We start from the raw sequence: 25,413 nt of genomic DNA, 5'->3' as shown, positions 1-25,413 counted from the left end.
AGTCTCCTGTGGCACTTGACGTGCTGACCGATCTGACCAAGGTCCGCAACATCGGCATCATGGCGCACATCGACGCCGGCAAGACGACGACCACCGAGCGGATCCTGTTCTACACCGGCATCAACTACAAGATCGGGGAGACGCACGACGGCGCCTCCACGATGGACTGGATGGAGCAGGAGCAGGAGCGCGGCATCACGATCACGTCGGCTGCCACCACCTGCTACTGGCACGACAACCAGATCAACATCATCGACACCCCCGGGCACGTCGACTTCACCGTCGAGGTGGAGCGCTCGCTGCGCGTCCTCGACGGCGCCGTCGCCGTCTTCGATGGCAAGGAGGGTGTCGAGCCGCAGTCGGAGACCGTGTGGCGGCAGGCGGACAAGTACAACGTCCCGCGCATCTGCTTCGTCAACAAGATGGACAAGCTCGGTGCGGACTTCTACTTCACCGTGCAGACCATCAAGGACCGCCTCAAGGCCAAGCCGCTCGTCATGCAGGTGCCGATCGGGGCGGAGTCGGACTTCATCGGTGTCGTCGACGTCGTCTACAACCGCGCGCTCACCTGGCGTGGCGAGGTCCAGATCGGTGAGGACTACACGATCGAGGAGGTCCCCGCGGACCTCGTCGAGAAGGTGGCCCAGTACCGCGCCGAGCTGGTCGAGGCCGTGGCCGAGGCTGACGAGGAGCTGCTCGAGAAGTACCTCGGCGGCGAGGAGCTGACCCCCGAGGAGATCAAGAAGGGCGTCCGCGCCCTCACGGTCACGGGCGACGCCTTCCCCGTCTTCTGCGGCACCGCGTTCAAGAACAAGGGCGTGCAGCCCATCCTCGACGCCGTCATCGACTACCTCCCCTCCCCGCTCGACGTGCCGCCCATGGTTGGCCACGCCGTCGGTGACGAGGAGAAGGAGCTGACCCGTCTGCCCAGCGAGGACGAGCCGTTCTCGGCACTGGCCTTCAAGGTCGCCGTGCACCCGTTCTTCGGCAAGCTCACCTACGTGCGCGTGTACTCCGGTACCGCCACGCAGGGCGCCCAGGTCCTCAACTCGACCAAGGGCAAGAAGGAGCGCGTCGGCAAGCTCTTCCAGATGCACTCCAACAAGGAGAACCCGGTCGAGGAGGCCCACGCGGGCCACATCTACGCGTTCATCGGCCTCAAGGACACCACCACCGGTGACACCCTGTGCGCCCAGGACGCCCCGATCGTCCTCGAGTCGATGAGCTTCCCCGAGCCCGTCATCCACGTGGCGGTCGAGCCGAAGACCAAGAGTGACCAGGAGAAGCTGGGCACCGCGATCCAGAAGCTCGCCGAGGAGGACCCGACCTTCACCGTCCGCCTGGACGACGAGACCGGCCAGACCGTCATCGGCGGCATGGGTGAGCTCCACCTCGACGTCCTCGTCGACCGCATGCGTCGCGAGTTCAAGGTCGAGGCGAACGTCGGCAAGCCGCAGGTCGCCTACCGCGAGACCATCCGCCGCAAGGCCGAGAAGGTCGACTACACGCACAAGAAGCAGACCGGTGGCTCCGGCCAGTTCGCGAAGGTGCAGGTCACCTTCGAGCCCCTCGACACCGCCGAGGGCGAGCTCTACGAGTTCGAGAACAAGGTCACCGGTGGCCGCATCCCGCGCGAGTACATCCCGAGCGTGGACGCGGGCATCCAGGACTCCATGCAGAACGGTGTCCTCGCCGGCTACCCCATGGTGGGTGTCAAGGCGATCCTGCTCGACGGTGGATACCACGAGGTCGACTCCTCGGAGATGGCCTTCAAGATCGCCGGCTCGATGGTGTTCAAGGAGGGTGTCCGCAAGGCGGACCCCGTGCTCCTCGAGCCCGTCATGGACGTCGAGGTGCGTACGCCCGAGGAGTACATGGGCGACGTCATCGGCGACCTCAACTCTCGTCGTGGAATGATCCAGTCCATGACGGACGCGACTGGCATCAAGGTCGTTCGCGCACTGGTGCCGCTGTCGGAGATGTTCGGCTACGTCGGTGACCTGCGGTCCAAGACCCAGGGTCGCGCGGTGTACTCGATGCAGTTCGACAGCTACGCCGAGGTTCCTCGGAACGTTGCCGAGGAGATCATCAAGAAGACCCGGGGCGAGTAAGTCCCACTGGTCGACCAGCAGTACCCCCTTTTCACAAACCGACCCGTAGGGCTTGCTCCCCGACAGGCGCACACGCACCTGACGCTGAGCAGACAACTACCCGAGTCCCAGGAGGACACAAGTGGCGAAGGCCAAGTTCGAGCGGACCAAGCCGCACGTCAACATCGGCACCATCGGTCACGTCGACCACGGTAAGACGACGCTGACCGCGGCCATCTCCAAGGTGCTGGCGGACAAGTACCCCGACCTGAACGCGTTCACGCCGTTCGACCAGGTCGACAACGCTCCCGAGGAGCGTCAGCGCGGTATCACGATCAACGTCTCGCACGTCGAGTACCAGACCGAGGCGCGCCACTACGCCCACGTCGACGCTCCCGGTCACGCGGACTACATCAAGAACATGATCACGGGTGCCGCGCAGATGGACGGCGCGATCCTCGTGGTCGCGGCGACCGACGGCCCGATGGCCCAGACGCGTGAGCACGTCCTGCTCGCCCGCCAGGTCGGCGTGCCCTACGTCCTCGTCGCGCTGAACAAGTCCGACATGGTCGACGACGAGGAGATCCTCGAGCTCGTCGAGGTCGAGGTCCGCGACCTGCTCTCGAGCCAGGAGTTCCCGGGCGACGACGCGCCGGTCGTGCGCGTCTCCGCGCTCAAGGCCCTCGAGGGTGACCCGAAGTGGGTCGCCTCCGTCGAGGAGCTCATGACCGCTGTCGACGAGAACGTTCCGACCCCGGAGCGCGACATCGACAAGCCCTTCCTCATGCCGATCGAGGACGTCTTCACGATCACCGGTCGTGGCACCGTCGTCACCGGTCGTGTCGAGCGCGGCGCGCTCAAGGTCAACGACGAGGTCGAGATCGTCGGTATCAAGGAGAAGTCCATCAAGACGACCGTCACCGGCGTCGAGATGTTCCGCAAGCTCCTCGACACCGCCGAGGCTGGTGAGAACGTCGGCCTGCTCCTCCGTGGCACCAAGCGCGAGGAGGTCGAGCGTGGCCAGGTCGTCGTCAAGCCGGGTTCGATCACCCCGCACACGAAGTTCGAGGCCCAGGTCTACATCCTGAGCAAGGACGAGGGTGGGCGTCACAACCCCTTCTACTCGAACTACCGCCCGCAGTTCTACTTCCGCACCACGGACGTCACCGGCGTCATCCAGCTGCCCGAGGGCACCGAGATGGTCATGCCCGGCGACAACACCGAGATGACGGTCGACCTCATCCAGCCGATCGCGATGGAGGAGGGCCTCGGCTTCGCCATCCGTGAGGGTGGCCGCACCGTGGGCTCCGGCCGCGTCGTCAAGATCCTGCAGTGATCTGGCGCTGGGCCTAGACCCAGCACCCAGCACGACCCGAGGGCCCGGCGAGCACGCTCGCCGGGCCCTTCGGCGTCCCCGCGCCTGCCCACCCTCCCGCGCCGACAGCTGGATCCCGCCCCGCGGCAGCACGCCACCCGTCCACGCTGCGCGCCGAGGCGGGACCGGGCCCCGCGCCGCTCCGCACCGCACGCAGCACCCCACCCATGCGCGCCTCGCGGCGGCGGACCGGGCCCCGCGCCGTGCCGCGCCCCACGTCGCACCCCACCCCTCCGCGCCTCGCGCCGCGGCGGCCGGGCCCCTGCGTCGCTGCGCACTCGACGTCCTCGCGCCGGCAGCCGGACCTGCGGCATCGGCGTTGGTGCACGGGCGGGATCCAGCTGTCGGCGGGCAGGGGGACGCATCCGGCTGCCAGCCGTGGGTGGAGGAATCCGGCTGTCGGCGGGCAGGGGGACGCATCCGGCTGCCAGCCGTGGGTGGAGGAATCCGGCTGTCGGCGGGCGGGGGACGCATCCGGCTGCCAGCCGTGGGCGGAGGAATTCGGCTGTCGGCGGTGAGGGGGCGCGATCCGACTGTCGGCGGCGGGGGCGGAGGGTGCGGCGGCCGGCGGGAGGGCGGAGGGACCCGGCTGCCGGTCGGGGAGGGGGCCAGCAGACGCGGTGCGGGAGGTCACGCGACCGGCCTCGTCAAGGAGGCGCGCGGGCTGGTAGGGTAGATCGGGTCGGGTGAGAGCCCGGCATGCGTGCTCGCGGTGACCGCACCACGAGCGCCGACAAGCTTGTCGGAGGGCCTACGGCTCGCCGATGACCAAGAACACACCGGACAATGCCGGGACGATTCGCCATGAGGTGGGTCGGTCTGGCAGACTGTTCCGGTTGCCTGGGGGCGTGCCCCCGGGTGTCAGGCTGAGTCGGGCCCCGAGCCCTGGCTCCACAAGCAAGCACAAGGGCCCCGCATCGACGATGCGCCGTGCTCAGGTGTGTTCGCACAGCGCGACACGCCCGAGCGCGGGGGACGGTAACAGAGCGGTACGAGAGAGGTTAGACGACGCCATGGCGGGACAGAAGATCCGCATCAGGCTCAAGTCCTACGACCACGAAGTCATCGACAGCTCGGCGCGCAAGATCGTCGACACGGTGACTCGCGCTGGTGCGACGGTCGTGGGTCCGGTGCCGCTGCCGACGGAGAAGAACGTCTTCGTCGTCATTCGTTCACCGCACAAGTACAAGGACAGCCGCGAGCAGTTCGAGATGCGCACCCACAAGCGCCTCATCGACATCATCGACCCGACGCCGAAGGCCGTTGACTCGCTCATGCGGCTCGACCTGCCCGCTGACGTCAACATCGAGATCAAGCTCTGAGGTTCGCCACAATGACTACCTTCACCAAGCAGGCTGCGAGCAGGCCCGTCACGGCCCTGCTCGGCACCAAGCTCGGCATGACCCAGGTCTGGGACCAGGACGGACAGCTCGTCCCGGTGACCGTCGTGCAGGTGGGCACCAACGTGGTGACCCAGCTGCGGACCCCCGAGACTGACGGGTACAGCGCCGTACAGCTCGCCTTCGGCGAGATCGACCCGCGCAAGGTCACCCAGCCCCTCAAGGGCCACTTCGAGAAGGCCGGCACGACGCCGCGCCGCTTCGTCACCGAGGTCCGCACCTCCGAGTCCGACAGCTACACCGTCGGCCAGGAGCTGCGCGCTGACGCGTTCGAGGCCGGCACCGTCGTCGACGTCATCGGCACGACGAAGGGCAAGGGCACCGCGGGCGTCATGAAGCGTCACGGCTTCTCCGGCGTCGGCGCCTCCCACGGTGCGCACCGCAACCACCGCAAGCCCGGCTCGATCGGCGGGGCCTCGACGCCCGGCCGCGTGTTCCGTGGCCAGCGGATGGCCGGTCGCATGGGCCACAAGCGCCAGACCACCCAGAACCTCACGATCCACGCCGTCGACGTCGAGAGGGGCCTGCTGCTCGTTGCCGGCCCGATCCCCGGCCCGAAGCGCGGCGTCGTCGTCGTCCGTACCGCTGTGAAGGGGGCGTGACCATGGCTGACACCCAGACTGTCGACGTCCTGGACGCCACGGGCAAGAAGTCCGGCTCCGCCGAGCTGCCCGCCGCGATCTTCGACGTCCCCACGAACGTGCCGCTCATCCACCAGGTCGTCGTCGCCCAGCTCGCCGCCGCGCGCCAGGGCACCGCGAAGACCAAGACGCGGGCCGAGGTCCGCGGTGGTGGCAAGAAGCCGTACCGCCAGAAGGGCACCGGCCGCGCCCGTCAGGGCTCGATCCGTGCGCCTCAGTACGCCGGCGGTGGCGTCGTCCACGGGCCCGTCCCGCGCGACTACACCCAGCGCACCCCCAAGAAGATGAAGGCCGCCGCCCTCCGTGGCGCCCTCTCGGACCGCGCTCGCGCCGGCCGTCTCCACGTCGTCAGCGAGCTCGTCTCGAGCGACGTGCCCAAGACGTCCGCCGCACTCGCCGCGCTGCGCAACGTCGTGGCCGAGCGGAGCGCCCTGGTCGTGCTGGCCCGCGGTGACGAGCTCACGCTCAAGTCGCTGCGCAACGTCCCCAGCACCCACCTCATCTGGGTCGACCAGCTCAACACCTACGACGTCCTCGTCAACGACGACGTCGTGTTCACGGCCGCCGCCCTCGAGGAGTTCCTCGGGACCGCCGCGCCGCGCGAGGAGGATGGCAAGTGAGCATCGAGCACAACAAGAACCCCCGGGACGTCATCATCGCCCCGGTGGTCTCCGAGAAGAGCTACAGCCTCATCGACGAGGGGAAGTACACCTTCCTCGTCGACCCGCGCTCGAACAAGACCGAGATCAAGAACGCCGTCGAGGCGATCTTCCAGGTCAAGGTCAGCTCGGTGAACACGGCGAACCGTCAGGGCAAGACCCGGCGGACCCGCACCGGCCTCGGCAAGCGTAAGGACACCAAGCGCGCGATCGTCACGCTGCGCGAGGGCACCATCGACATCTTCGGTGAAGTTGCCGGCTGACGCCGCGCGCTGGAGAGATTGAGGATCGACACCCATGGCAATCCGTAAGTACAAGCCGACGACGCCGGGCCGTCGTGGCTCGAGCGTGGCCGACTTCGTCGAGATCACCCGGTCGCAGCCCGAGAAGTCGCTGGTCCGTCCGCTCAGCAAGAGCGGTGGCCGTAACAGCACCGGTCGCATCACCACCCGTCACAAGGGTGGTGGCCACAAGCGTGCCTACCGCGTCATCGACTTCCGCCGTCACGACAAGGACGGCGTGCCGGCGAAGGTCGCGCACATCGAGTACGACCCCAACCGCACGGCGCGCATCGCGCTCCTGCACTACGCCGACGGCGAGAAGCGCTACATCATCGCGCCGAACAAGATCTCGGTCGGCACCGTCATCGAGAACGGCCCCGGCGCGGACATCAAGCCGGGCAACAACCTGCCGCTGCGCAACATCCCCGTCGGTACGGTCATCCACGCCATCGAGCTCAAGCCCGGTGGCGGCGCGAAGATCGCCCGCTCGGCCGGTGCGTCGGTCCAGCTCGTCGCCCGTGAGGGCACGATGGCCCAGCTGCGGATGCCTTCCGGTGAGATCCGCAACGTCGACTCGCGCTGCCGCGCCACCATCGGTGAGGTCGGCAACGCCGAGCAGTCGAACATCAACTGGGGCAAGGCCGGCCGCATGCGGTGGAAGGGCAAGCGCCCGACCGTCCGTGGTGTCGCGATGAACCCCGTCGACCACCCCCACGGTGGTGGTGAGGGTAAGACCTCCGGTGGTCGCCACCCGGTCAGCCCCTGGGGTCAGCCCGAGGGCCGGACCCGCCGTCCGAACAAGCCGAGCGACCAGCTCATCGTGCGCCGCCGGCGCACCGGCAAGAAGCGCTGAGAGTAGGAGAGCGACGAGATGCCTCGCAGCCTCAAGAAGGGTCCCTTCGTCGACGGCCACCTGCTCAAGAAGGTGGACACGGCCAACGAGACGGGCTCCAAGAACGTCATCAAGACCTGGTCCCGCCGGTCGGTCATCACGCCCGACTTCCTGGGCCACACCTTCGCGGTGCACGACGGCCGCAAGCACGTCCCGGTCTTCATCACCGAGTCGATGGTCGGCCACAAGCTGGGGGAGTTCGCCCCGACCCGCACCTATCGCGGGCACGACAAGGACGACCGCAAGGCCCGACGCCGCTGAGGCGTCTGGTGACCCAGCAACCCGCACATCCGACAAGTAAGGCAGGAATGATGGAAGCCAAGGCGCAGGCGCGATACGTGCGCGTCACGCCCCTCAAGGCTCGGCGCGTCGTGGACACCATCCGCGGTCAGCGCGCCTCCGAGGCCGTGACCGTGCTGCGGTTCGCCCCTCAGGCGGCAGCCGAGACGGTGCGTAAGGTCGTGGAGAGCGCGATCGCCAATGCTCGCGTCAAGGCCGACCAGGCCGGTGAGGCGTTCGACGAGAACGCTCTCGTCATCAGCGCGGCATTCGTGGACGAGGGACCGACGCTCAAGCGCTTCCGGCCCCGGGCCAAGGGCAGCGCGAGCCGGATCCTCAAGCGCACGAGCCACATCACCGTGGTCGTGGGCGACGACAGCAAGGTCGGCGCGAGCTCATCCGCCGCTGGAACGAAGGGGAGGACCCGATAGTGGGTCAGAAGGTCAACCCGACCGGGTTCCGGCTCGGCATCACCACTGACCACCGTTCGCGGTGGTTCGCAGACAGCACCAAGCCCGGGCAGCGGTACCGCGACTACGTCCGCGAGGACGTCGCCATCCGCAAGCTCATGGCCTCTGGTCTCGAGCGCGCCGGCATCTCCAAGGTCGACATCGAGCGCACCCGTGACCGGGTCCGCGTCGACCTCCACACCGCGCGTCCGGGCATCGTCATCGGCCGCCGCGGCGCCGAGGCCGACCGCCTCCGCGGGGAGCTCGAGAAGCTCACGGGCAAGCAGGTGCAGCTGAACATCCTCGAGGTCAAGAACCCCGAGATCGACGCTCAGCTCGTCGCCCAGGGCATCGCCGAGCAGCTCGCCAGCCGCGTGTCCTTCCGTCGTGCGATGCGCAAGGGCATGCAGTCCGCCCAGCGCGCCGGCGCCAAGGGCATCCGGGTGCAGTGCTCCGGCCGTCTCGGCGGCGCCGAGATGTCGCGCTCGGAGTTCTACCGCGAGGGCCGCGTGCCGCTGCACACCCTGCGCGCGAACATCGACTACGGCTTCTTCGAGGCCCGCACCACCTTCGGGCGCATCGGCGTCAAGGTGTGGATCTACAAGGGCGACCAGACCGAGCGCGAGTTCGCTCGTGAGCAGGCCGACGCCACCCCGCGTGGCCGTGGCCGCGCCGGCGAGCGTGGCGGCGCCGACCGTCCCCGTGGCCGCCGGCCCGAGGGTGCCCGTGGTCCTCGCCAGGCCGAGCAGACCGAGGGCGCGCCTGCCGAGCAGGCCGCAGCCCCCGCCGAGTCAGGAACGGAGGCCTGAGCGAGATGCTCATCCCCCGGCGGACCAAGTTCCGCAAGCAGCACCACCCCAAGCGCTCCGGCGTGGCCAAGGGTGGCACCGAGATCGCCTTCGGTGAGTTCGCGATCCAGGCTCTCGAGCCCGCGTACGTCACCAACCGGCAGATCGAGGCCGCCCGTATCGCCATGACGCGGCACATCAAGCGTGGTGGAAAGGTGTGGATCAACATCTACCCCGACCGCCCGCTGACCAAGAAGCCGGCTGAGACCCGCATGGGTTCCGGCAAGGGCTCGCCCGAGTGGTGGGTCGCCAACGTCAAGCCCGGCCGCGTGCTCTTCGAGCTGGCCGGTGTCCCCGAGGAGCTGGCACGCGAGGCCCTGTCCCGCGCGCAGCACAAGCTCCCCATGAAGACTCGTTTCGTGAGCCGTGAGGGTGGTGAAGGCTGATGGCTATCGGTTCCAAGGGCCTGACTCCGTTCGACCTGGACGGGATGACCGACGAGACCCTGGCTGAAGAGCTCGCGAAGGCCAAGGAGGAGCTGTTCAAGCTGCGCTTCTCCTCGGCCACCGGGCAGCTCGAGGACCACGGTCGGCTCAAGGCCGTGCGTCGCGACATCGCCCGCATCTACACCATCGTGCACGAGCGCGAGCTCGGCATCCGCACCGCGCCCAGCAGCGAGAAGTGATCGAGGCCATGAGCGAGAACACCGAAGAGACCACCACGCAGGAGCGTAACGACCGCAAGGTGCGCCGTGGCTACGTGGTGTCCGACAAGATGGACAAGACCGTCGTCGTCGAGGTGGAGGACCGCGTCAAGCACCCGCTGTACGGCAAGGTCATCCGCCGCACGAGCAAGGTCAAGGCGCACGACGAGGCCAACTCGGCCGGCGTCGGCGACCTCGTCCGCATCATGGAGACGCGGCCGCTGAGCGCGACCAAGCGCTGGCGACTTCTCGACATCGTCGAGAAGGCCAAGTAGCCCACCAGCCCCCCATCCGTTCGGCAAGGCTCGGCCCTGGCTGAGAACCGGCTCGACGACAGGAGTACATCGAATGATCCAGCAGGAGTCGCGACTGAAGGTCGCCGACAACACCGGTGCCAAGGAGATCTTGTGCATCCGTGTGCTCGGAGGCTCCGGCCGGCGCTACGCCGGTATCGGTGACGTCATCGTCGCCACCGTCAAGGACGCCATCCCCGGCGGCAACGTCAAGAAGGGCGACGTCGTCAAGGCTGTCGTCGTGCGCGCTGCCAAGCAGCGTCGTCGCCCCGACGGTTCCTACATCCGCTTCGACGAGAACGCCGCCGTCATCCTCAAGGCTGACGGCGAGCCGCGCGGAACCCGCATCTTCGGCCCCGTGGGCCGCGAGCTGCGCGACAAGAAGTTCATGCGCATCGTCTCCCTGGCTCCGGAGGTGATCTGAGATGGCTCGGATCAAGAAGGGCGACCTCGTGGTCGTCATTGCAGGCCGCGACAAGGGCAAGCAGGGCCGTGTCCTCGAGGTCGACGTCGAGCGTGACCGCGTCGTCGTCGAGGGTGTGCAGCGCATGAAGCGCCACACCAAGGTCGGCCAGTCCGGCCGCGGCGCCAAGACCGGTGGCATCGAGACCATCGAGGCGGCTATCCACGCCAGCAACGTCATGGTCGTCGACCCGGAGACCAAGAAGGGCACCCGGGTCGGGATCCGCACCGAGACGGTCGAGCGCGACGGCGTGGAGCGCACGCAGCGTGTCCGCGTCGCCAAGCGCTCCGGTAAGGACATCTGACATGAGCGAGACCACCACCGCAACGAGCCCGCGCCTCAAGCTGCGCTACCGCGAGGAGATCCTCGCCGCGCTGCGTGAGGAGTTCCAGCACCCGAACGTCAACCAGGTCGCCGGTCTGACCAAGATCGTCGTCAACATGGGCGTGGGGGACGCAGCACGCGACTCCAAGCTCATCGAGGGCGCGATCCGCGACCTGGCTCTCATCACCGGCCAGAAGCCGCAGGTGACGAAGGCCCGCAAGTCGATCGCCCAGTTCAAGCTGCGTGAGGGTCAGCCCATCGGCGCCCACGTCACGCTGCGCGGCGACCGCATGTGGGAGTTCCTCGACCGCCTGCTGTCGATCGCCCTGCCCCGTATCCGCGACTTCCGTGGGCTCTCGCCCAAGCAGTTCGACGGGAACGGGAACTACACCTTCGGTCTCAACGAGCAGTCGATGTTCCACGAGATCGACCAGGACAAGATCGACCGCGTGCGCGGCATGGACATCACGGTCGTCACCACCGCTAAGACCGACGACGAGGGACGCTCGCTGCTCAAGCACCTCGGCTTCCCGTTCAAGGAGAACTGACGTGGCGAAGACCGCCCTGATCCAGAAGGCGAACCGCAAGCCCAAGTTCGCGGTGCGCGCCTACACCCGGTGCCAGCGGTGCGGCCGTCCGCACTCGGTCTACCGCAAGTTCGGCCTGTGCCGGATCTGCCTGCGGGAGATGGCCCTTGCCGGCCAGCTCCCCGGCATCACGAAGAGCAGCTGGTAAACGACTACGTCGTAGGTCCCGTAGGAAACCCCGACGAGGAAGGGCCGAGGCCCGATGACAATGACAGACCCCATCGCAGACATGCTCACGCGTCTGCGTAACGCCAACTCGGCGTACCACGAGTCGGTGACCATGCCGTACTCGAAGCTCAAGCAGAACATCGCCGAGATCCTCAAGACCGAGGGTTACATCGCCGGCTGGGACGTCGAGGACGCCCCGGTGGGCAAGAACCTCACGCTCCAGCTGAAGTTCGGCCCCCAGCGCGAGCGCTCGCTCGCCGGTGTGCGCCGCGTGTCCAAGCCCGGACTGCGCGTGTACGCCAAGTCCACCAACCTGCCCCGAGTCCTCGGCGGCCTGGGCGTGGCGATCCTGTCCACCTCCTCCGGTCTGCTCACCGACCGCGAGGCACAGACCAAGGGCGTTGGCGGGGAAGTCCTCGCCTACGTCTGGTAGCCGGGAAGGAGTAGAGACATGTCCCGTATCGGAAAGGTCCCCGTCCCGGTCCCCGCAGGTGTCGACGTCACCATCGAGGGCTCGGTCGTGACCGTCAAGGGGCCCAAGGGCACCCTCACCCACACCGTTCCCGCCCCCATCGCCGTCGTTCGCGACGACGCGGGTGCGATCCTCGTGACCCGGCCGAACGACGAGCGCGAGTCGCGTTCGCTGCACGGCCTCACCCGCACGCTCATCGCCAACCTCGTCACCGGCGTCACCCAGGGCTACGAGCGCAAGCTCGAGATCGTCGGCACGGGTTACCGCGCCGTCGCCAAGGGTTCCGCCGTCGAGCTGGCGCTCGGCTTCTCCCACCCGGTCGTCATCGAGCCGCCGGAGGGTGTGACGGTCACCGTCGACGCCCCCACCAAGCTCACGGTCTCCGGGATCGACAAGCAGCAGGTCGGCGAGCTGGCCGCCAACATCCGCAAGATCCGCAAGCCCGAGCCCTACAAGGGCAAGGGCGTGCGCTACGCCGGCGAGCAGGTCCGCCGCAAGGCCGGAAAGGCAGGTAAGTGATGGCACTGTCCGTCAAGGGCAAGGGCAAGAACGCCGCTCGCGGGCGCCGTCACCTCCGTGTCCGCAAGAAGGTCTCCGGCACGGCCGAGCGTCCCCGCCTGGTCGTCACCCGCTCCTCGCGCCACATGGTCGCGCAGCTGGTCGACGACACGAGCGGCACCACCATCGCGTCCGCCTCGACCCTCGAGGCCGACCTTCGGGCGTCGGACGACGAGAAGGTCGCCAAGGCGCGTCGCGTCGGCGAGCTCGTCGCCGAGCGTGCCAAGGCTGCCGGTGTCGAGACCGCGGTGTTCGACCGCGGCGGCAACCGGTACCACGGCCGCGTGGCCGCCGTCGCCGACGGCGCCCGTGAGGGCGGGCTCGCCCTGTGACCAGCGTGAACGTACGAGAGCAAAGGAACATCTGATGGCTGCACCGCAGCGAAGCAGGACCGGTTCCGGTACCGGCGCCGGCCCCGCCGCCGGCGGCGAGCGTTCCGGCGGTCGCCGGGGCGAGGGCCGTCGCGGCGCCGCCGAGCCGAGGAACGAGTTCATCGAGCGCGTCGTCACGATCAACCGCGTCTCCAAGGTCGTCAAGGGTGGTCGTCGCTTCAGCTTCACCGCTCTCGTCGTCGTCGGGGACGGCAACGGGACGGTCGGCGTCGGCTACGGCAAGGCCAAGGAGGTGCCGGCCGCGATCGCGAAGGGTGTCGAGGAGGCGAAGAAGAACTTCTTCCGCGTCCCGATGATCCAGAAGACGATCCCGCACGCCGTCACCGGCGAGGCCGCGGCAGGCGTGGTCTTCCTGCGCCCCGCCGCCCCGGGTACCGGCGTCATCGCCGGTGGTCCGGTCCGCGCCGTCCTCGACTGCGCCGGGATCCACGACGTGCTGAGCAAGTCGCTCGGCTCGGAGAACGCGATCAACATCGTGCACGCCACCGCCCAGGCGCTGCGCAACCTCGAGCAGCCCGAGTCCGTCGCGGCCCGCCGTGGTCTGCCGCTCGAGCGTGTCGCCCCCGCCGTCATGCTGCGCAACCGCGCGGCTGGCGAGGCTGCGGCTCGCGAGGAGAAGCAGGCTGAGGCTGCCGGGAAGGTCGGTGCGTGATGGCACAGCTCAAGGTCACGCAGACGAAGTCCGCGATCGGCGGCAAGGAGAACCAGCGCCAGACCCTGCGCACGCTCGGTCTGGGCCGGATCGGCCGGAGCGTCGTGCGTGAGGACCGTCCCGAGGTCCGCGGCATGATCACGACGGTGGCCCACCTGGTCTCCGTCGAGGAGGTCAAGTAACCATGGCAGAGTCCAAGCAGACTCCCGAGCAGGCACGCACCCTCAAGGTGCACCACCTGCGTCCCGCCCCCGGTGCCAAGAGCGCCAAGATCCGCGTCGGACGCGGTGAGGGTGGCAAGCGCGGCAAGACCGCGGGTCGCGGCACCAAGGGCACCAAGGCCCGCTACCAGGTGCCGGCCGGCTTCGAGGGCGGGCAGATGCCGCTGCACATGCGGCTGCCCAAGCTCCGCGGCTTCAAGAACCCCTTCCGCGTCGAGTACCAGGTCGTCAACCTCGACCGTCTGTCCGCTCTCTTCCCCGAGGGTGGCTCCGTGACGGTCGACGACCTCGTCGCCAAGGGCGCCGTGCGCTCCGGCCAGCTGGTCAAGGTGCTGGGCAGCGGTGAGATCACCGTCAAGCTCGACATCGTGGCCAACGCGTGGTCGGTCTCGGCGCAGGAGAAGATCGAGGCAGCAGGCGGGTCCCTGACCCAGGCCTGAGTCGCCGACGAACGGGCGGTCCGGACGCCGGGCCGCCCGTTCGTGCTCTCCCGGGACGTGGCACAGGCCACGTCTCGGAACAGGTACAGTACGTTGCGGTCCAGACCGCCGACGCGGGCTATGTCGCCCGCCGTCGTCACCATTGCAGGAGGAAGATTGCTCAGCGCATTCGCCCAGGCGTTCCGTACGCCGGACCTGCGGCGCAAGCTGCTCTTCACGCTGGGGATCATGGCGATCTTCCGCCTCGGGTCCGTCATCCCCACCCCGGGGGTCTCCTACCCGAACGTGCAGCAGTGTCTCGAGGCCGTCGGCAGCACCAACGACCTCCTCGGCCTCGTCAACCTCTTCTCCGGCGGCGCCCTGCTGCAGCTGTCGATCTTCGCGCTGGGCATCATGCCCTACATCACCGCGAGCATCATCACCCAGCTGCTGCGCGTGGTCATCCCGCGCTTCGAGGCGCTGCAGAAGGAGGGCCAGCAGGGGCAGGCCAAGCTCACGCAGTACACCCGCTACCTGACGATCTTCCTCGCCGTCCTCCAGTCGACGACGATGATCACGATGGCCCGCAGCGGCAACCTCATCCCCGGCTGCTCCGTCCCCCTCATCCCCAACGACTCGGTCATGACGATCGTCATCATGATCATCGTCATGACGGCGGGCACGGGCCTCATCATGTGGCTGGGCGAGCTCATCACCGAGCGCGGTGTCGGCAACGGCATGTCGCTGCTCATCTTCACCTCGATCGCGGCCGGCTTCCCGTCGGCGCTGTGGTCGGTCGGCGGCGCCGCCAACGGCGTCGCGAACGTGACGATCGTGATCGCGCTGCTCCTCGTCATCACCCTGCTCGTCGTCTTCGTCGAGCAGTCCCAGCGTCGGGTGCCCGTCCAGTACGCCAAGCGCATGGTGGGCCGGCGCATGTACGGCGGGTCGAGCACCTACATCCCGATCAAGATCAACATGGCCGGTGTCATCCCGGTCATCTTCGCCTCCTCGCTCCTCGCGCTGCCGGGCCTGTTCTCCCAGTTCGGCGACCAGACCGAGGGCTGGGTGCAGTGGGTGAGCCTCAACCTCCTGTCGCCCACGGCGCCGCTCTACATGGCGATCTACTTCGTCCTCGTCCTGTTCTTCGCGTTCTTCTACACGTCGATCACCTTCAACCCCGACGACGTCGCGGACAACATGAAGCGCTACGGCGGCTTCATCCCCGGCATCCGCGCGGGGCGCCCGACGGCGGAGTACCTCCAGTACGTCATCACCCGGATCACGACGGCGGGCGCGCTGTACCTCGCGCTCATCGCGATCTTCCCGGTCATCGTGTTCGCGGCGCTCAACCTGCCCGACACCGTCGGCTTCGCGCTGGGCGGCACCTCGATCCTCATCGTCGTGGGCGTCGGTCTGCAGACCGTCAAGGAGATCGACTCCCAGCTCCAGCAGCGTCACTACGAAGGGTTCCTCCGATGAGCCGCCGTCTTGTCCTCCTCGGCCCGCCCGGAGCGGGCAAGGGTACCCAGGCCACCCGCCTGAGCTCCACGCTCGGCATCCCGGCGATCTCCACCGGCGACATCTTCCGCAGCAACGTCGCCGGACGCACCGAGCTCGGCCAGCGCGCGCAGCGGTACATGGACGCCGGGGAGTACGTGCCCGACGAGATCACCAACGACATGGTCCGGGACCGCCTGGCCCAGGAGGACGCCGCCGACGGCTTCCTGCTCGACGGCTACCCCCGCACCCTGGACCAGGTCCGCGAGCTCGACGCGATGCTCGAGGCGAGCGGGACGGCCCTGGACGCCGTCGTCGAGCTCACCGCGGACGACGAGGTCGTCGTGCAGCGCCTGCTCGGCCGCGCGGCCGAGCAGAACCGCGCCGACGACACCGACGTGGTCATCCGTCGCCGCCTCGAGGTCTACCACGACCAGACCGCGCCCCTGGCCGACCACTACGCCGAGCGCGGGCTGCTCGTGCGGGTCGACGGGATCGGCGCCGTCGAGGAGGTCACCGAGCGCCTGCTCACCGCGCTGAACGCGGGCTGATGCGCGAGCGCATCGAGTACAAGACCCCGGAGCAGATCCGGGTCATGCGCCGCGCCGGTCTCGTCGTCGCCGAGATCCACGCGGCGCTGCGGGAGGCCGCCGCACCCGGGCGGACCACCGCCGAGCTCGACGACGTCGCCCGGCAGGTCCTCGACCGGGCCGGCGCGCGGTCGAACTTCCTCGGCTACCACGGCTACCCGGCGCACGTGTGCATCTCCGTCAACGACGAGGTCGTCCACGGCATCCCGGGGGAGCGCGTCCTCGCCGACGGCGACGTCGTCTCCTTCGACTGCGGGGCCGTCGTCGACGGCTGGCACGGTGACGCCGCCTTCACCGTCGTCCTCGGTGAGGGTGACCCGCGCGACCACGCGCTGAGCGAGGCCACCCGCACCGCGATGTGGGACGCCATCGCGGCGCTGGCGGGCGGCGGCCGGCTCGACGTCGTCGGTGAGGCCGTCGAGGACGCCGTCGCCGCGCACGTGGCCGCCGGCAACGAGGCCCTCGGCATCATCGAGGACTACGTGGGCCACGGCATCGGCACCGCCATGCACCAGCCGCCCGACGTCCTCAACTACCGCGCGTCCAGGCGCGGGCCGAAGCTGCGCCCGGGGATGTGCCTGGCGATCGAGCCGATGCTCACCCGCGGCACCATCGAGACCCGTGTCCTGGCCGACGACTGGACCGTCGTCACCGCCGACGGGGCCCGGGCGGCCCACTGGGAGCACTCGGTGGCACTTTTGGAGGAGGGCGTCTGTGTGCTGACTGCGTCCGACGGAGGAGTGACTGAACTCGAAAGTAGGAACGTGCGCGTCGTTTCTCTGGCATGATATTGGAATGCACAGCTTGGGGCGGCGAGTTTACGGACCAGTTCCGCGCGCGACTCGCGCCGCGCACGTCGCCCCGCGGTTGCTGGCGGCACTCGGTTCCCGGGCACCGCTGACCGTGCTGCGCGGTCCGCGCGGCTACGGCAAGACCACCGCGCTGGTCGACTGGCTCAGCGCCGCCGACGACGACGTCCCCACCATCTACGTCCCCCTCGACGCGGGCTCGCGGCTCGCCCCCGGCTTCTGGGCCACCCTGGACAGCGCGCTGGAGGACGCCGGGCTGGGCCCCGCCACCGATGAGTCCGAGCCGGACCACGCCGACCCGCACCGCGCCGCCGTGGTCAGGGCGCTCGTCCGCCACGAGGAGCCGCTGCGACTCATCGTCGACAACTACCACGAGGCGGGCCACCTCGACGGGCGCGCCGAGGTCGACGAGGCTCTCCTCGACGTGGTGCGGTCGAGCCCGGGGTTCGAGCTCGTCGTCGCCACGCGCTCCTTGCGTACCCTGGAGACCGCGGGTGCGCTGTCGGTCGACCTCACCGTCGTCCGCCCGGGTGACCTTGCTATGCAGAGTGAAGACGTCGTCGCGCTCGCCGAGAAGCACGGCATCACGATGACGCTGGACCATGCCAGCGACCTCGCCATCGAGCTGGGCGGCTGGCCGTCCGCCATTCGGACCTGCATCTCGGCTGCCATCGTCGGCGGTCGTCGGGCAGTGGTGGACGCGGGGACGGTGGACGGGTTCATCGAAGCGCTGCTCGACGACGTCCGTTCCACGGCGCTGCGGGAGTTTCTCATGCGCACCGCCGTCCCCGACGAGTTCTCCGCCGCCGCCGCCCGGGCGATGGTTCCCGAGGGCACCGCCATCCGCGAGCTGCGCAACCTCCGTCTCGGTGGGCTGCTCCGCGAGCGCGAGACGGTTGACGGCCTGCGCTACTCCTACCCGCCCGCCATTCGTGACGCTCTCCGCCGCGTGGGCAGCGAGCTCCGCCCGGAGCTCGAGCGAGAGGTGCACGTCGCCCTCATGGTGCTTGCGGCCCAGGAGGTGGGACCGATCGGCGTCATCCGCCACGCCGTCCAAGCCCAGGAGTGGGACACGGCGCTGAAGATCATCGAGGAGGAGTGGTCCTCACTCCTCACCCAGCATCCCCACATGCTCATCGACCTCGCCAGCACCTTCCCCCGGGAGATCGCCGACGGAGACCCGCGGTTGCAGGTCGTGCGCCGGCACCTCCCGCGGATTGCCCCGACAAAGGCCAGCGAGTGGGTACCCAGTAGCGCCCACTTCGCCGACGCAGCCGTGATGCAGCGCTGGAAGGAGATGCGGGGGACCACCGATGAGATTCATGTCCTCATCCAGTCTGGCGTCGCCTCCGTCTTTGCCGGCGAGCAGGAGGCAGCCGCGTACGCCTTCGAGCGGGTCCGGGACTACGGGCTGCAGCACGACGACCGGAACGCCCGCCTACTCGGCATCGCCGGGATGCTCACCGCTAAGACGTTCCACGGTGAGGCCGACCTCGCGCTCCAGCTGCTCGACGACGTCGAGCTCGCCGACGTCATCGCCGGGGGCGAGGACGACGAGGTCAGCAGGCTCGTGCGGACCGTTGCACGTATCATGCGTACGATCGCCGCCGTCGACGCGATGCAACCCGAGGCCCACGAGTACGTGGCGGCCATCCTCGAGCCGGGCCGCCGCGACGAGCTGTGGGCACTGGCTATCTACGCCCGTGGGCTGTACGCCTCCGTCTACGGGTCCTCGGAGAACCAGGCGCGATCGGTGGGGCAGCTGCGGGCCGCACTGCGCCACCTCGAGCCGGGGAGCATCGCCGAGTCGACGGTCGGCACCCAGCTCGTCGAGCTGCTCATCGCGGGCGGGATGAGCGACGTCGGCGAACAGGTTCTCGACCGCCTCGCCGACAGCCTTGTCTCCAGCTCCACCCGGGCCTACCTGCTCCACGCTCAGGGCCGTGAGCAGGAGGCCATCGACATCGCCACCCGCGATCTCGGGGACCGCCGCCTGACGGCTCGCAGTCGGCTCATCAACGAGCTCGTCATCGCCGCAGCACTCTACCGCCTCGGCCAGGGCACGGCGGCGCACCGCCGGTTCACCCGCAGTGTACGGCTCGCCTACGAGTCCGGACAGCGCCGCCCCTTCGCCCTGATGAGCGCCGACGTCTTCACGGCGCTTGCCGGCAACGACCCCGAGCTGCTCGCGCTGCGCCCGCTGGCTTCCACCTCCCAGGCGCCGCAGTCCTCTCACGTCGCGCGGGTGGCGCCGGCTGCGCTGTGGGCAGCCTCTGCGCCGAGCGAGCTCAGCGCCCGGGAGCTGCAGGTCCTGGCCGCGCTCCAGGACAGTGCCGGTCCCGCAGGAGTGGCGGCAGCGCTGGGCATGTCCGTCAACACTGCCAAGACGCACCTGCGGCACGTCTACCGCAAGCTCGGGGCCTCGAGCCGTGATGAGGCCCTTCTGCTCAGCCGCGGCCTCGTGCCCGACCTGCGGTAGCAGCGATGGCGGAGCGAGGAAGCTACCGGAGCAAGCTGCCCCGGGTCCCGAGCATCTTCTGCCCGACACCCGCCACGGAGCAGGTCGTCCGGCACCTCCCGGCGCTGGTCGTCCTCCAGGCACCCCGAGGCTTCGGCAAGACGAGCACCGTCGCGTACTGGCTGCGCAGCGGGGCTCTCAACGACAGGTCCGCGGGGTGGTTGACCATCCCCCCGGGGACGACCGCGCAGGAGCTGTGGGTGGCGCTGCACGACTCTCTCGTGATGACCGGGGTCTGCGACCCGGTGGAGGCGCCGGACCGGGCGTCGCTGGACCGCGCGCTGAGCAGGCTCACCCGCCGGGTGGTCCTCGTCCTCGACGGCCTCCACAACGTCGAGGCCACCGACGTCGACGCCGAGCTCGTCGACCTCGCCCAGGCCCACGACCTGCTCCACCTCGTCGTCACCGCGCGCGTGGCGCGACCGATCACCGGGCTCGGCCCCGCCGTCGTCGACACCGCCGTGCTCGGCATCCCCGAGTTGCTGCTGACCGTGAACGAGACGACCCTTCTCGCGTCAGGGCTCGGGCTGGAGCTGGCACCGCGCGAGGTCGCGGAGCTCGTCACGGACTACGCGGGCTGGCCGGCGCTCGTCCGTGCCGCGCTCATCCACACGCGTCGCGCCGGGGACGGGCGGCTCGTCACCGACGCCGCGGCAGCCGCCGGCTACCTCGGCCTCATCCTCGCCGACCCCGAGAACGGCAGCTGGTTCGACGTTGCCACGGCGCTCGCCGTCCCCGACTCCCTAGATCCCGACGATCTGCCCTCGATCCTCGACCGTCCCGAGCAGCACGAGGCCGCGGACACGCTCCTCGCGAACTCCTTCGCCGTGCTGCGGGGCAGCGGCGCCCCGGCCTACCCCGCGGGCATCCGTCGGGCTCTGCTCGAGAACCTCATGACCGAGGACCCGCGCCGCTACCGCGAGCTCAACGAACGGATGAGCCGGCGCCGCCGGGAGCAGGGCAGACCGGCCGAGGCCCTTCACCACGCCCTACGCGCGGGGGTGTGGCCACTCGTCCTCGCGGTCCTGGAGGAGAACTGGGCACAGCTGCTCCGCCGGCACACCGACGCCGTCAACGCCGCGGTGCGTGCCCTGCCCCAGGAGCTGGTCGACTCCAGCCCCAAGCTCATCGTCACGCGTGACTACATCCTCGAGGCGGACACCACTCGCCAAGCCGAGAACGCCCTGCGCACCGGTCTGCTCGTGCCCGGCGGCACCTTACCGATGCGGTCGCTGACAACGACCCAGCGCCTCGCCCTGCGCTTCGACGGCACCACGACCTACGGCGCTGCGGAGGTCTTGCTGGGCCGACTCGACAGCACCCTCGGGGGAGCCGACATCCCTCGGCGTGATCCTGTCATCCAGGGGGCCCTGCCCGAGCTGCTCACCCAGTGGGGGCTGTCGATGCTTTACGACAACGACGGCGTGGGTGCCGCCTACGGCTTCTCCGCCGCATGCCAGGAGGCTCTGACAGCCGGCGACGTCCCGGCCGCACGAGAAGCCGCGAGCGCCACGGCGCTGGCCTTGGCACTGCTAGGGCACGTCGGCCCCGCCGAGGAGTGGCGCGCCTACGCGGAGCAGCTGACCGCAGTTCCGTCCGCCCTCGAGGTCGTCGCTGCGCCCCTGACCCGCTCGGTCATCGCCGGGCTCCAGCTCGAGCGCGTCACCTGGCCGGAGGTGCCCCGGACCGGAGTCGAGCCCGGACTCGTCCCGCTTGTCGAGCTGAGTCGCGTGGCAGGTGCCTTCCTTGAGGTGCTCACCGGCCGGCACGACCGCGTCCGGGTGGAGCTGCGGCGGCACGCCGCGGACCACGTCGGTGACCAGGAGGAGGTCGTGCGCGCCTCGCTCGGTGCCCTCGGGGTGGACCTCGCGCTCGCGGAGGGAGACATCGATGGCGCCGGGGCCATGCTTGCCGCCGCGGACCACGGCGGTGCGTGGACGCGCGCGGCGCGGGCGCGCCACGCGTTCTACGTCGGCTCCTACACCGAGGCGCTGCGTCTCACCGGGGACGCGTCCTCCGTCGCCGGTGCGCGCCCGCGGGCCGGGCTCGAGCTGCTGCTCATCCACGCGTGCGCCGCGTGGCGGCTGGGGCAGCACGAGAGGGCGGTCGACCATCTGGCCACCGCGGTCGGGATCGCCGCCGATTCCCGGGTGCTCATGCCGTTTCTCACGGTGCCACGATCCGATCTCGAGGCGATCGCGCCTCCTGAGACGTGGTCCCGGCGACTCCTCGACGAACCACCGCTCGCGGGGATGGACACCGTCTTCCCCGAGCCGCTGCGCGCGGGGCAGCTCAGTGCCGCCGAGCTGCGCGTGCTGCGCGAGCTGGAGCACGGCGCCTCCCTCGCCCGCATCGGCCGCAGCCTGTACCTCTCGGAGTCGACGGTCAAGACGCACGTGCGGCGCATCTACCGCAAGCTCGGTGTCTCCGACCGCGCCCACGCGCTCCGGCGGGCCCGGGAGCTGCTGCTGCTCGAGTGATCAGTAGGCTCCGTCCCCACTGACGACCGCGTGAGCCGTCCGCAACAGGATGTGGGCGTCCATCCCCATGGTCCAGTTGTCGGTGTAGCGGAGGTCGAGGCCGACGGACCGCTCGGCGCTGAGATTGGAACGCCCGCTGACCTGCCACAGACCGGTGAGGCCCGGCTTCACCGCGAGCCGGTGCACGACGTCGCCCTCGTACGCCGCGACCTCGTGCGGAAGGGCGGGGCGGGGACCGACGAGTGACATGTTGCCCCGCACGACGTTCCACAGCTGCGGCAGCTCGTCGATGGACAGACGACGCAGGGTCCGACCCACGCGTGTCACCCGCGGGTCGTCGTGCATCTTGAAGAGCATCCCGTTGCCGTCGTTGCGCTTGTGCAGCTCGGCGAGGCGGGCCTCGGCGTCGATGTACATCGACCGCAGCTTGTAGATCTCGAAAGGCTGGGAGTTAAGCCCGACGCGCGTCTGGGAGAAGAACGCGGGCCCGCGCGACGTCAGCCGTACGGCCATACCCGCGCACGCGATGACAGGCAGCGCGAGGATGAGCAGCGCGCTGCCCACGGTGCGGTCGACGAGCGACTTGGCCAGCCGCTGGCCCCGCGACTCGGTGAGGGAAACGGCGAGCAGCGGCGTACCGGCCATCGTCTCGATACGGAGGCGATGCGGCATGACGTCGACGAGCGGGGGTAGGACCAGCAGCTCGACCCCGAGGTCGCGCAGGGTCCACCCGAGCCGGCGCAGCTCCGCGGCGTCCATCGCGTCGGCAGACACGACCACGGTCTCGACGTCGAGGTCCATGACGGTCTGCGGGACGGCGTCGTAGGTCCCGACGATCGGGCCACGCCCATCAGCGCGGGACTGGTCGGGTGTGCAGATGCCCACCACCCTCAGACCGTCGACCTGTGCGTCGTCCAGTGAGTCCAAGACCGGCTGGAGGCCGGGCAGGGGACCGATGAGCAGCGTCCGGCGTGCCAGCCGGCCGTCGGCTCTCAGATGCCGGGCGATCTTCCGCTGCACGAGCCTGGTGAGCAGCGCCAGCGCGATGGTGGCGAGGAGCACCTGGAGGACCAGCGCATGAGGAAGGTCGACGATGCCGAGCCCCTGGATCGTCAGCGACGCCACGCCGAGAATACCGGCCACGCGCACGATGCTGCGCAGCTCCTGGGTGCCGATGGCGGCGTTCTCACGGCGGTACCCACGGTTGAGGGCGGTCACGACGACGAGGACGACGGCGGCCAGTAGCCCGAGAGCAAGGGCGTCTGCCGCGCCGTAGTGACCGTGTGACATCGCGGAGGTGACAACCATCGCCACGACGAAGTCCGTGGTGGACATGACGCCGACGTAGCGGATGCTGGCACGTCGCCACGTGGTCTCGCGACGAGGAAGCCACTGAAGACGGGTGCTGCGCGCCAGGGTGCGCGCCTCGGTTCGGAGGGTCATCCCAGCCACCGGGGCGGGTGAACAGATCGACGGGAGGACGTGCCGACGGCTCGACGACCGAGCCGACTGTCGTGAAAAGGCAAACGCACGCCAACTCCAAGTCGCGTGTCGGTGAAGCTGATGTGCTCCACGGGAGGGGGCGCCGCTACCGCATGTGGAGGGCGGGAGGGCTCCGTGTCTGGTTCTGAATCTCGCACGCCTCATAGGCCCGAATGGCTGTGCGATCAGGTGACCGCAGGATGAGCGCTCTTTGACCAAGACGGGTGAGCGAGGTGAGCGCGATGCGAGGTTGGTGAGGGAGCCAGGGTGAGGGGTGACGCGCTGCGACGGGCATCAGCTCTCCACGGAGGACGGCATCCGCTGCGGATCACCGCCCTACGCTGCGGTGTGAGGTGAGGACATCTGCTTGCCCTTCGTGAGAGCAGCTCGACGTGTCTCGCGACGGCACACTGCAGGTCTCTGTCAGCTGGACCTTCGCACGAGCCGGGCGGAGGGACCGGTGCGCCGTCCGCCTGAGCGGTGCCTTTCCAGGTACGCGTCATGAGGCTCTGGGCCGAGGCCCGGCCCCGTCGACGGGCGGGGTGACAGTGGCGGGCGGGGTGTCAAGGGACAGTGGGGCTTCCCTGTGAGCGGACAGGTGGGGCCCTACCCCCGGATCGTGGACACGGGGTGTGATTACGCAGCAGGTTGCAGCGTAGCGGTGGCGGCGGCGGTCTCGTAGGCGATCGGCGTGTTGTAGCGGCACCATGTGTGGCGGCGCTTGGTGTTGTAGCGGGTGAGCCACTTGAAGACCTGCCGGCGGCAGGTCAGTTCCTCGGGCCAGGTCTTGGCGTCTTGGAGGACCTCGCGCTTCAGGGCGGCGTTGAACGACTCCGCCAGTGCGTTGTCGGCCGAGGAGCCGACGGCGCCCATCGATTGAGTGACGCCGAGCTTGCTGCAGAGCGCGGCGTAGTCCTTCGAGCAGTAGACCGACCCGTGGTCGCTGTGGAAGATTGCCCCAGCGAGCGATCCTCTGGTCGCGGCGGCGGCCTTGAGTGCGTCTTCGACGAGCTCGGTGCGCATGTGATCGGCGATGGCCCAGCCGACGAGGCGACGGGAGTAGCAGTCGATCACGGTCGCGAGGTAGAGATTCCCACCGCCGGCTGCCTCGGACAGCGGCAGGTAGGTGATGTCGCCGACGTAGCGCCGGTTCGGCGCGGTGGCGGTGAAGTCCCGCTTGAGCAGGTCAAGCACCTTCTGATCGGCCGGTTCGGGGATCGTGGTGCGGACCTTGCGCCGCTTGACGTAGCCGGCGATTCCCGCGCTGCGCATGACCCGAGCCACCCGCTTGTGGTTGACCCGCTCAGCCTCGGGCACACCGTCGTTGAGTTCGGCTGTGATCCGCGGGGCTCCGACGGTGTTGTCGGCGGCGTGGACCTTGCGGATCCGAGCCTCGAGCTCGGCGTCCGCGGCAGCCCGCTGCGCTCTGGCTGGTGCGCCTGCCTGCCAGGCGTAGAACGATGAACGCCTCACCTCGAGGAGCTCGCACAGTCGCTTCAGGGGGTAGGTGGCGGAGTGGTCGGCGACGAACTGGAAGCGACTCACCAGCGCGTCTCCCCGGCGAAATACTTGGCCGCCTTCTGCAGGATCTCCCGCTCGGTGGTCAGCTTCGTCGCCTGGGCCCTCAGCGCCGCGTTCTCGGCCTCGAGCCGAGCCACCCGCTGCTCGAGCGACTCGTCCTCGCTAGGCCCGGGTGGCGCTGCCTTGGACTGCAAGGGGCTGGAGGTCAGCGTCCCGTCGGCAGCGGTCTTCTTGCCCGTCCCGTACGCCTGGAGCCAGTGCCGCAGCGTGCCGCGCACGATGCCCAAGTCCTCAGCGATGCCCCGGACCGTGGCCCCTGGCGTGGTCTCGTACAAGTCGACGGCCTGACGACGGAACTCCTCGGAGTAGTTCTTCCTGGCCATGGTTCTCGAATCATCTCGCTTCCC

At 69.2% G+C, this 25,413-nt stretch carries 30 protein-coding genes; 28 read left to right on the top strand and 2 right to left on the bottom strand.

Annotated features, from left to right (window positions below; all coding sequences use genetic code 11):
• Window positions 1–8: 8 nt before the first annotated feature.
• The 28 genes from fusA to ACWPXV_RS12195 all read left to right on the top strand — a co-directional run bounded on the left by fusA (window position 9) and on the right by ACWPXV_RS12195 (window position 22,003).
• The gene (gene fusA, locus ACWPXV_RS12330; RefSeq protein WP_454085487.1) at window positions 9–2,111 is read left to right on the top strand and encodes an elongation factor G; all 2,103 of its coding nucleotides are present in this window, start codon (window positions 9–11) and stop codon (window positions 2,109–2,111) included.
• Window positions 2,112–2,232: 121 nt separating this feature from the next.
• Complete coding sequence (tuf, locus tag ACWPXV_RS12325) at window positions 2,233–3,426, top strand: elongation factor Tu (RefSeq protein ID WP_454085486.1); 1,194 nt, start codon at window positions 2,233–2,235, stop codon at window positions 3,424–3,426.
• Window positions 3,427–4,478: 1,052 nt separating this feature from the next.
• Window positions 4,479–4,787: a 30S ribosomal protein S10 gene (gene rpsJ, locus ACWPXV_RS12320; RefSeq protein ID WP_110852528.1), complete on the top strand. Its 309-nt coding sequence runs from the start codon at window positions 4,479–4,481 to the stop codon at window positions 4,785–4,787.
• An 11-nt stretch (window positions 4,788–4,798) separates the two neighbouring features.
• Window positions 4,799–5,467, top strand: coding sequence for a 50S ribosomal protein L3 (rplC, locus tag ACWPXV_RS12315; RefSeq protein WP_454085485.1), 669 nt, complete (start codon window positions 4,799–4,801; stop codon window positions 5,465–5,467).
• 2 nt (window positions 5,468–5,469) lie between these two features.
• The gene (gene rplD / locus ACWPXV_RS12310; protein WP_110852530.1) at window positions 5,470–6,126 is read left to right on the top strand and encodes a 50S ribosomal protein L4; all 657 of its coding nucleotides are present in this window, start codon (window positions 5,470–5,472) and stop codon (window positions 6,124–6,126) included.
• Entirely contained in the window at window positions 6,123–6,428 is a 306-nt protein-coding gene (rplW, locus tag ACWPXV_RS12305; protein WP_110852531.1) for a 50S ribosomal protein L23, read from the top strand. Before rplD ends, rplW begins: the two co-directional genes overlap by 4 nt.
• 34 nt (window positions 6,429–6,462) lie before the next feature.
• A complete protein-coding gene (gene rplB / locus ACWPXV_RS12300; protein WP_152187613.1) occupies window positions 6,463–7,299 on the top strand; it encodes a 50S ribosomal protein L2 in 837 nt (278 codons plus the stop codon).
• An 18-nt stretch (window positions 7,300–7,317) separates the two neighbouring features.
• Complete coding sequence (gene rpsS, locus ACWPXV_RS12295; protein WP_110852533.1) at window positions 7,318–7,599, top strand: 30S ribosomal protein S19; 282 nt, start codon at window positions 7,318–7,320, stop codon at window positions 7,597–7,599.
• 50 nt (window positions 7,600–7,649) lie between these two features.
• Complete coding sequence (rplV, locus tag ACWPXV_RS12290; RefSeq protein ID WP_110852534.1) at window positions 7,650–8,048, top strand: 50S ribosomal protein L22; 399 nt, start codon at window positions 7,650–7,652, stop codon at window positions 8,046–8,048.
• Window positions 8,048–8,875, top strand: coding sequence for a 30S ribosomal protein S3 (rpsC, locus tag ACWPXV_RS12285; RefSeq protein ID WP_251304047.1), 828 nt, complete (start codon window positions 8,048–8,050; stop codon window positions 8,873–8,875). Before rplV ends, rpsC begins: the two co-directional genes overlap by 1 nt.
• 5 nt (window positions 8,876–8,880) lie before the next feature.
• Entirely contained in the window at window positions 8,881–9,300 is a 420-nt protein-coding gene (gene rplP / locus ACWPXV_RS12280; protein ID WP_110852536.1) for a 50S ribosomal protein L16, read from the top strand.
• Window positions 9,300–9,539, top strand: coding sequence for a 50S ribosomal protein L29 (gene rpmC, locus ACWPXV_RS12275; RefSeq protein WP_110852537.1), 240 nt, complete (start codon window positions 9,300–9,302; stop codon window positions 9,537–9,539). Before rplP ends, rpmC begins: the two co-directional genes overlap by 1 nt.
• Before the next feature lie 8 nt (window positions 9,540–9,547).
• The gene (rpsQ, locus tag ACWPXV_RS12270) at window positions 9,548–9,832 is read left to right on the top strand and encodes a 30S ribosomal protein S17 (protein ID WP_152187619.1); all 285 of its coding nucleotides are present in this window, start codon (window positions 9,548–9,550) and stop codon (window positions 9,830–9,832) included.
• Between the two features lie 73 nt (window positions 9,833–9,905).
• Window positions 9,906–10,274, top strand: coding sequence for a 50S ribosomal protein L14 (gene rplN / locus ACWPXV_RS12265; protein ID WP_110852538.1), 369 nt, complete (start codon window positions 9,906–9,908; stop codon window positions 10,272–10,274).
• A 1-nt stretch (window position 10,275) separates the two neighbouring features.
• Window positions 10,276–10,617: a 50S ribosomal protein L24 gene (gene rplX / locus ACWPXV_RS12260; RefSeq protein ID WP_152187621.1), complete on the top strand. Its 342-nt coding sequence runs from the start codon at window positions 10,276–10,278 to the stop codon at window positions 10,615–10,617.
• A 1-nt stretch (window position 10,618) separates the two neighbouring features.
• Complete coding sequence (gene rplE / locus ACWPXV_RS12255) at window positions 10,619–11,185, top strand: 50S ribosomal protein L5 (protein ID WP_454085484.1); 567 nt, start codon at window positions 10,619–10,621, stop codon at window positions 11,183–11,185.
• Between the two features lies 1 nt (window position 11,186).
• Window positions 11,187–11,372 carry a type Z 30S ribosomal protein S14 gene (locus ACWPXV_RS12250; RefSeq protein WP_110852541.1) on the top strand — a complete coding sequence of 62 codons (186 nt, stop codon included), beginning with the start codon at window positions 11,187–11,189 and terminating at the stop codon, window positions 11,370–11,372.
• Window positions 11,373–11,426: 54 nt separating this feature from the next.
• Window positions 11,427–11,825, top strand: coding sequence for a 30S ribosomal protein S8 (gene rpsH, locus ACWPXV_RS12245; RefSeq protein WP_110852542.1), 399 nt, complete (start codon window positions 11,427–11,429; stop codon window positions 11,823–11,825).
• A gap of 18 nt (window positions 11,826–11,843) precedes the next feature.
• The gene (gene rplF, locus ACWPXV_RS12240) at window positions 11,844–12,383 is read left to right on the top strand and encodes a 50S ribosomal protein L6 (protein WP_454085483.1); all 540 of its coding nucleotides are present in this window, start codon (window positions 11,844–11,846) and stop codon (window positions 12,381–12,383) included.
• Window positions 12,383–12,754, top strand: a complete 372-nt coding sequence (gene rplR, locus ACWPXV_RS12235) for a 50S ribosomal protein L18 (protein WP_251304043.1) — start codon at window positions 12,383–12,385, stop codon at window positions 12,752–12,754. Before rplF ends, rplR begins: the two co-directional genes overlap by 1 nt.
• A 34-nt stretch (window positions 12,755–12,788) precedes the next feature.
• Window positions 12,789–13,466 (top strand): 30S ribosomal protein S5, encoded by a 678-nt coding sequence (gene rpsE / locus ACWPXV_RS12230; protein WP_152187629.1) that lies wholly within the window; start codon window positions 12,789–12,791, stop codon window positions 13,464–13,466.
• Entirely contained in the window at window positions 13,466–13,648 is a 183-nt protein-coding gene (rpmD, locus tag ACWPXV_RS12225) for a 50S ribosomal protein L30 (RefSeq protein WP_110852546.1), read from the top strand. The genes rpsE and rpmD overlap by 1 nt, the downstream gene beginning before the upstream one ends.
• Before the next feature lie 2 nt (window positions 13,649–13,650).
• Window positions 13,651–14,127, top strand: coding sequence for a 50S ribosomal protein L15 (rplO, locus tag ACWPXV_RS12220; RefSeq protein WP_251838717.1), 477 nt, complete (start codon window positions 13,651–13,653; stop codon window positions 14,125–14,127).
• Between the two features lie 156 nt (window positions 14,128–14,283).
• Window positions 14,284–15,588, top strand: a complete 1,305-nt coding sequence (secY, locus tag ACWPXV_RS12215) for a preprotein translocase subunit SecY (protein WP_454085482.1) — start codon at window positions 14,284–14,286, stop codon at window positions 15,586–15,588.
• Window positions 15,585–16,157 (top strand): adenylate kinase, encoded by a 573-nt coding sequence (locus ACWPXV_RS12210; RefSeq protein ID WP_454085481.1) that lies wholly within the window; start codon window positions 15,585–15,587, stop codon window positions 16,155–16,157. Before secY ends, ACWPXV_RS12210 begins: the two co-directional genes overlap by 4 nt.
• Complete coding sequence (map, locus tag ACWPXV_RS12205; protein WP_454085480.1) at window positions 16,157–16,984, top strand: type I methionyl aminopeptidase; 828 nt, start codon at window positions 16,157–16,159, stop codon at window positions 16,982–16,984. The genes ACWPXV_RS12210 and map overlap by 1 nt, the downstream gene beginning before the upstream one ends.
• A gap of 115 nt (window positions 16,985–17,099) precedes the next feature.
• Window positions 17,100–19,484, top strand: coding sequence for a LuxR C-terminal-related transcriptional regulator (locus tag ACWPXV_RS12200; RefSeq protein WP_454085479.1), 2,385 nt, complete (start codon window positions 17,100–17,102; stop codon window positions 19,482–19,484).
• Between the two features lie 5 nt (window positions 19,485–19,489).
• Complete coding sequence (locus tag ACWPXV_RS12195) at window positions 19,490–22,003, top strand: LuxR C-terminal-related transcriptional regulator (protein ID WP_454085478.1); 2,514 nt, start codon at window positions 19,490–19,492, stop codon at window positions 22,001–22,003.
• Here the strand turns inward: ACWPXV_RS12195 and ACWPXV_RS12190 are convergent, their stop codons facing one another.
• Entirely contained in the window at window positions 22,004–23,446 is a 1,443-nt protein-coding gene (locus tag ACWPXV_RS12190; RefSeq protein ID WP_454085477.1) for a sugar transferase, read from the bottom strand.
• 675 nt (window positions 23,447–24,121) lie between these two features.
• Window positions 24,122–25,389 (bottom strand): IS3 family transposase gene (locus ACWPXV_RS12185; protein ID WP_454085467.1). Its coding sequence is split into 2 segments (ribosomal slippage): window positions 24,122–25,047 and window positions 25,047–25,389, totalling 1,269 coding nucleotides; the frame shifts between segments, so codons are not numbered across the junction.
• Window positions 25,390–25,413 lie beyond the last annotated feature (24 nt).

The sequence above is a fragment of the Georgenia sp. Marseille-Q6866 genome, from assembly GCF_965111665.1.
Note: the sequence above shows the minus strand (reverse complement) of the source record. Positions and strands in the feature narration are given on the sequence as shown.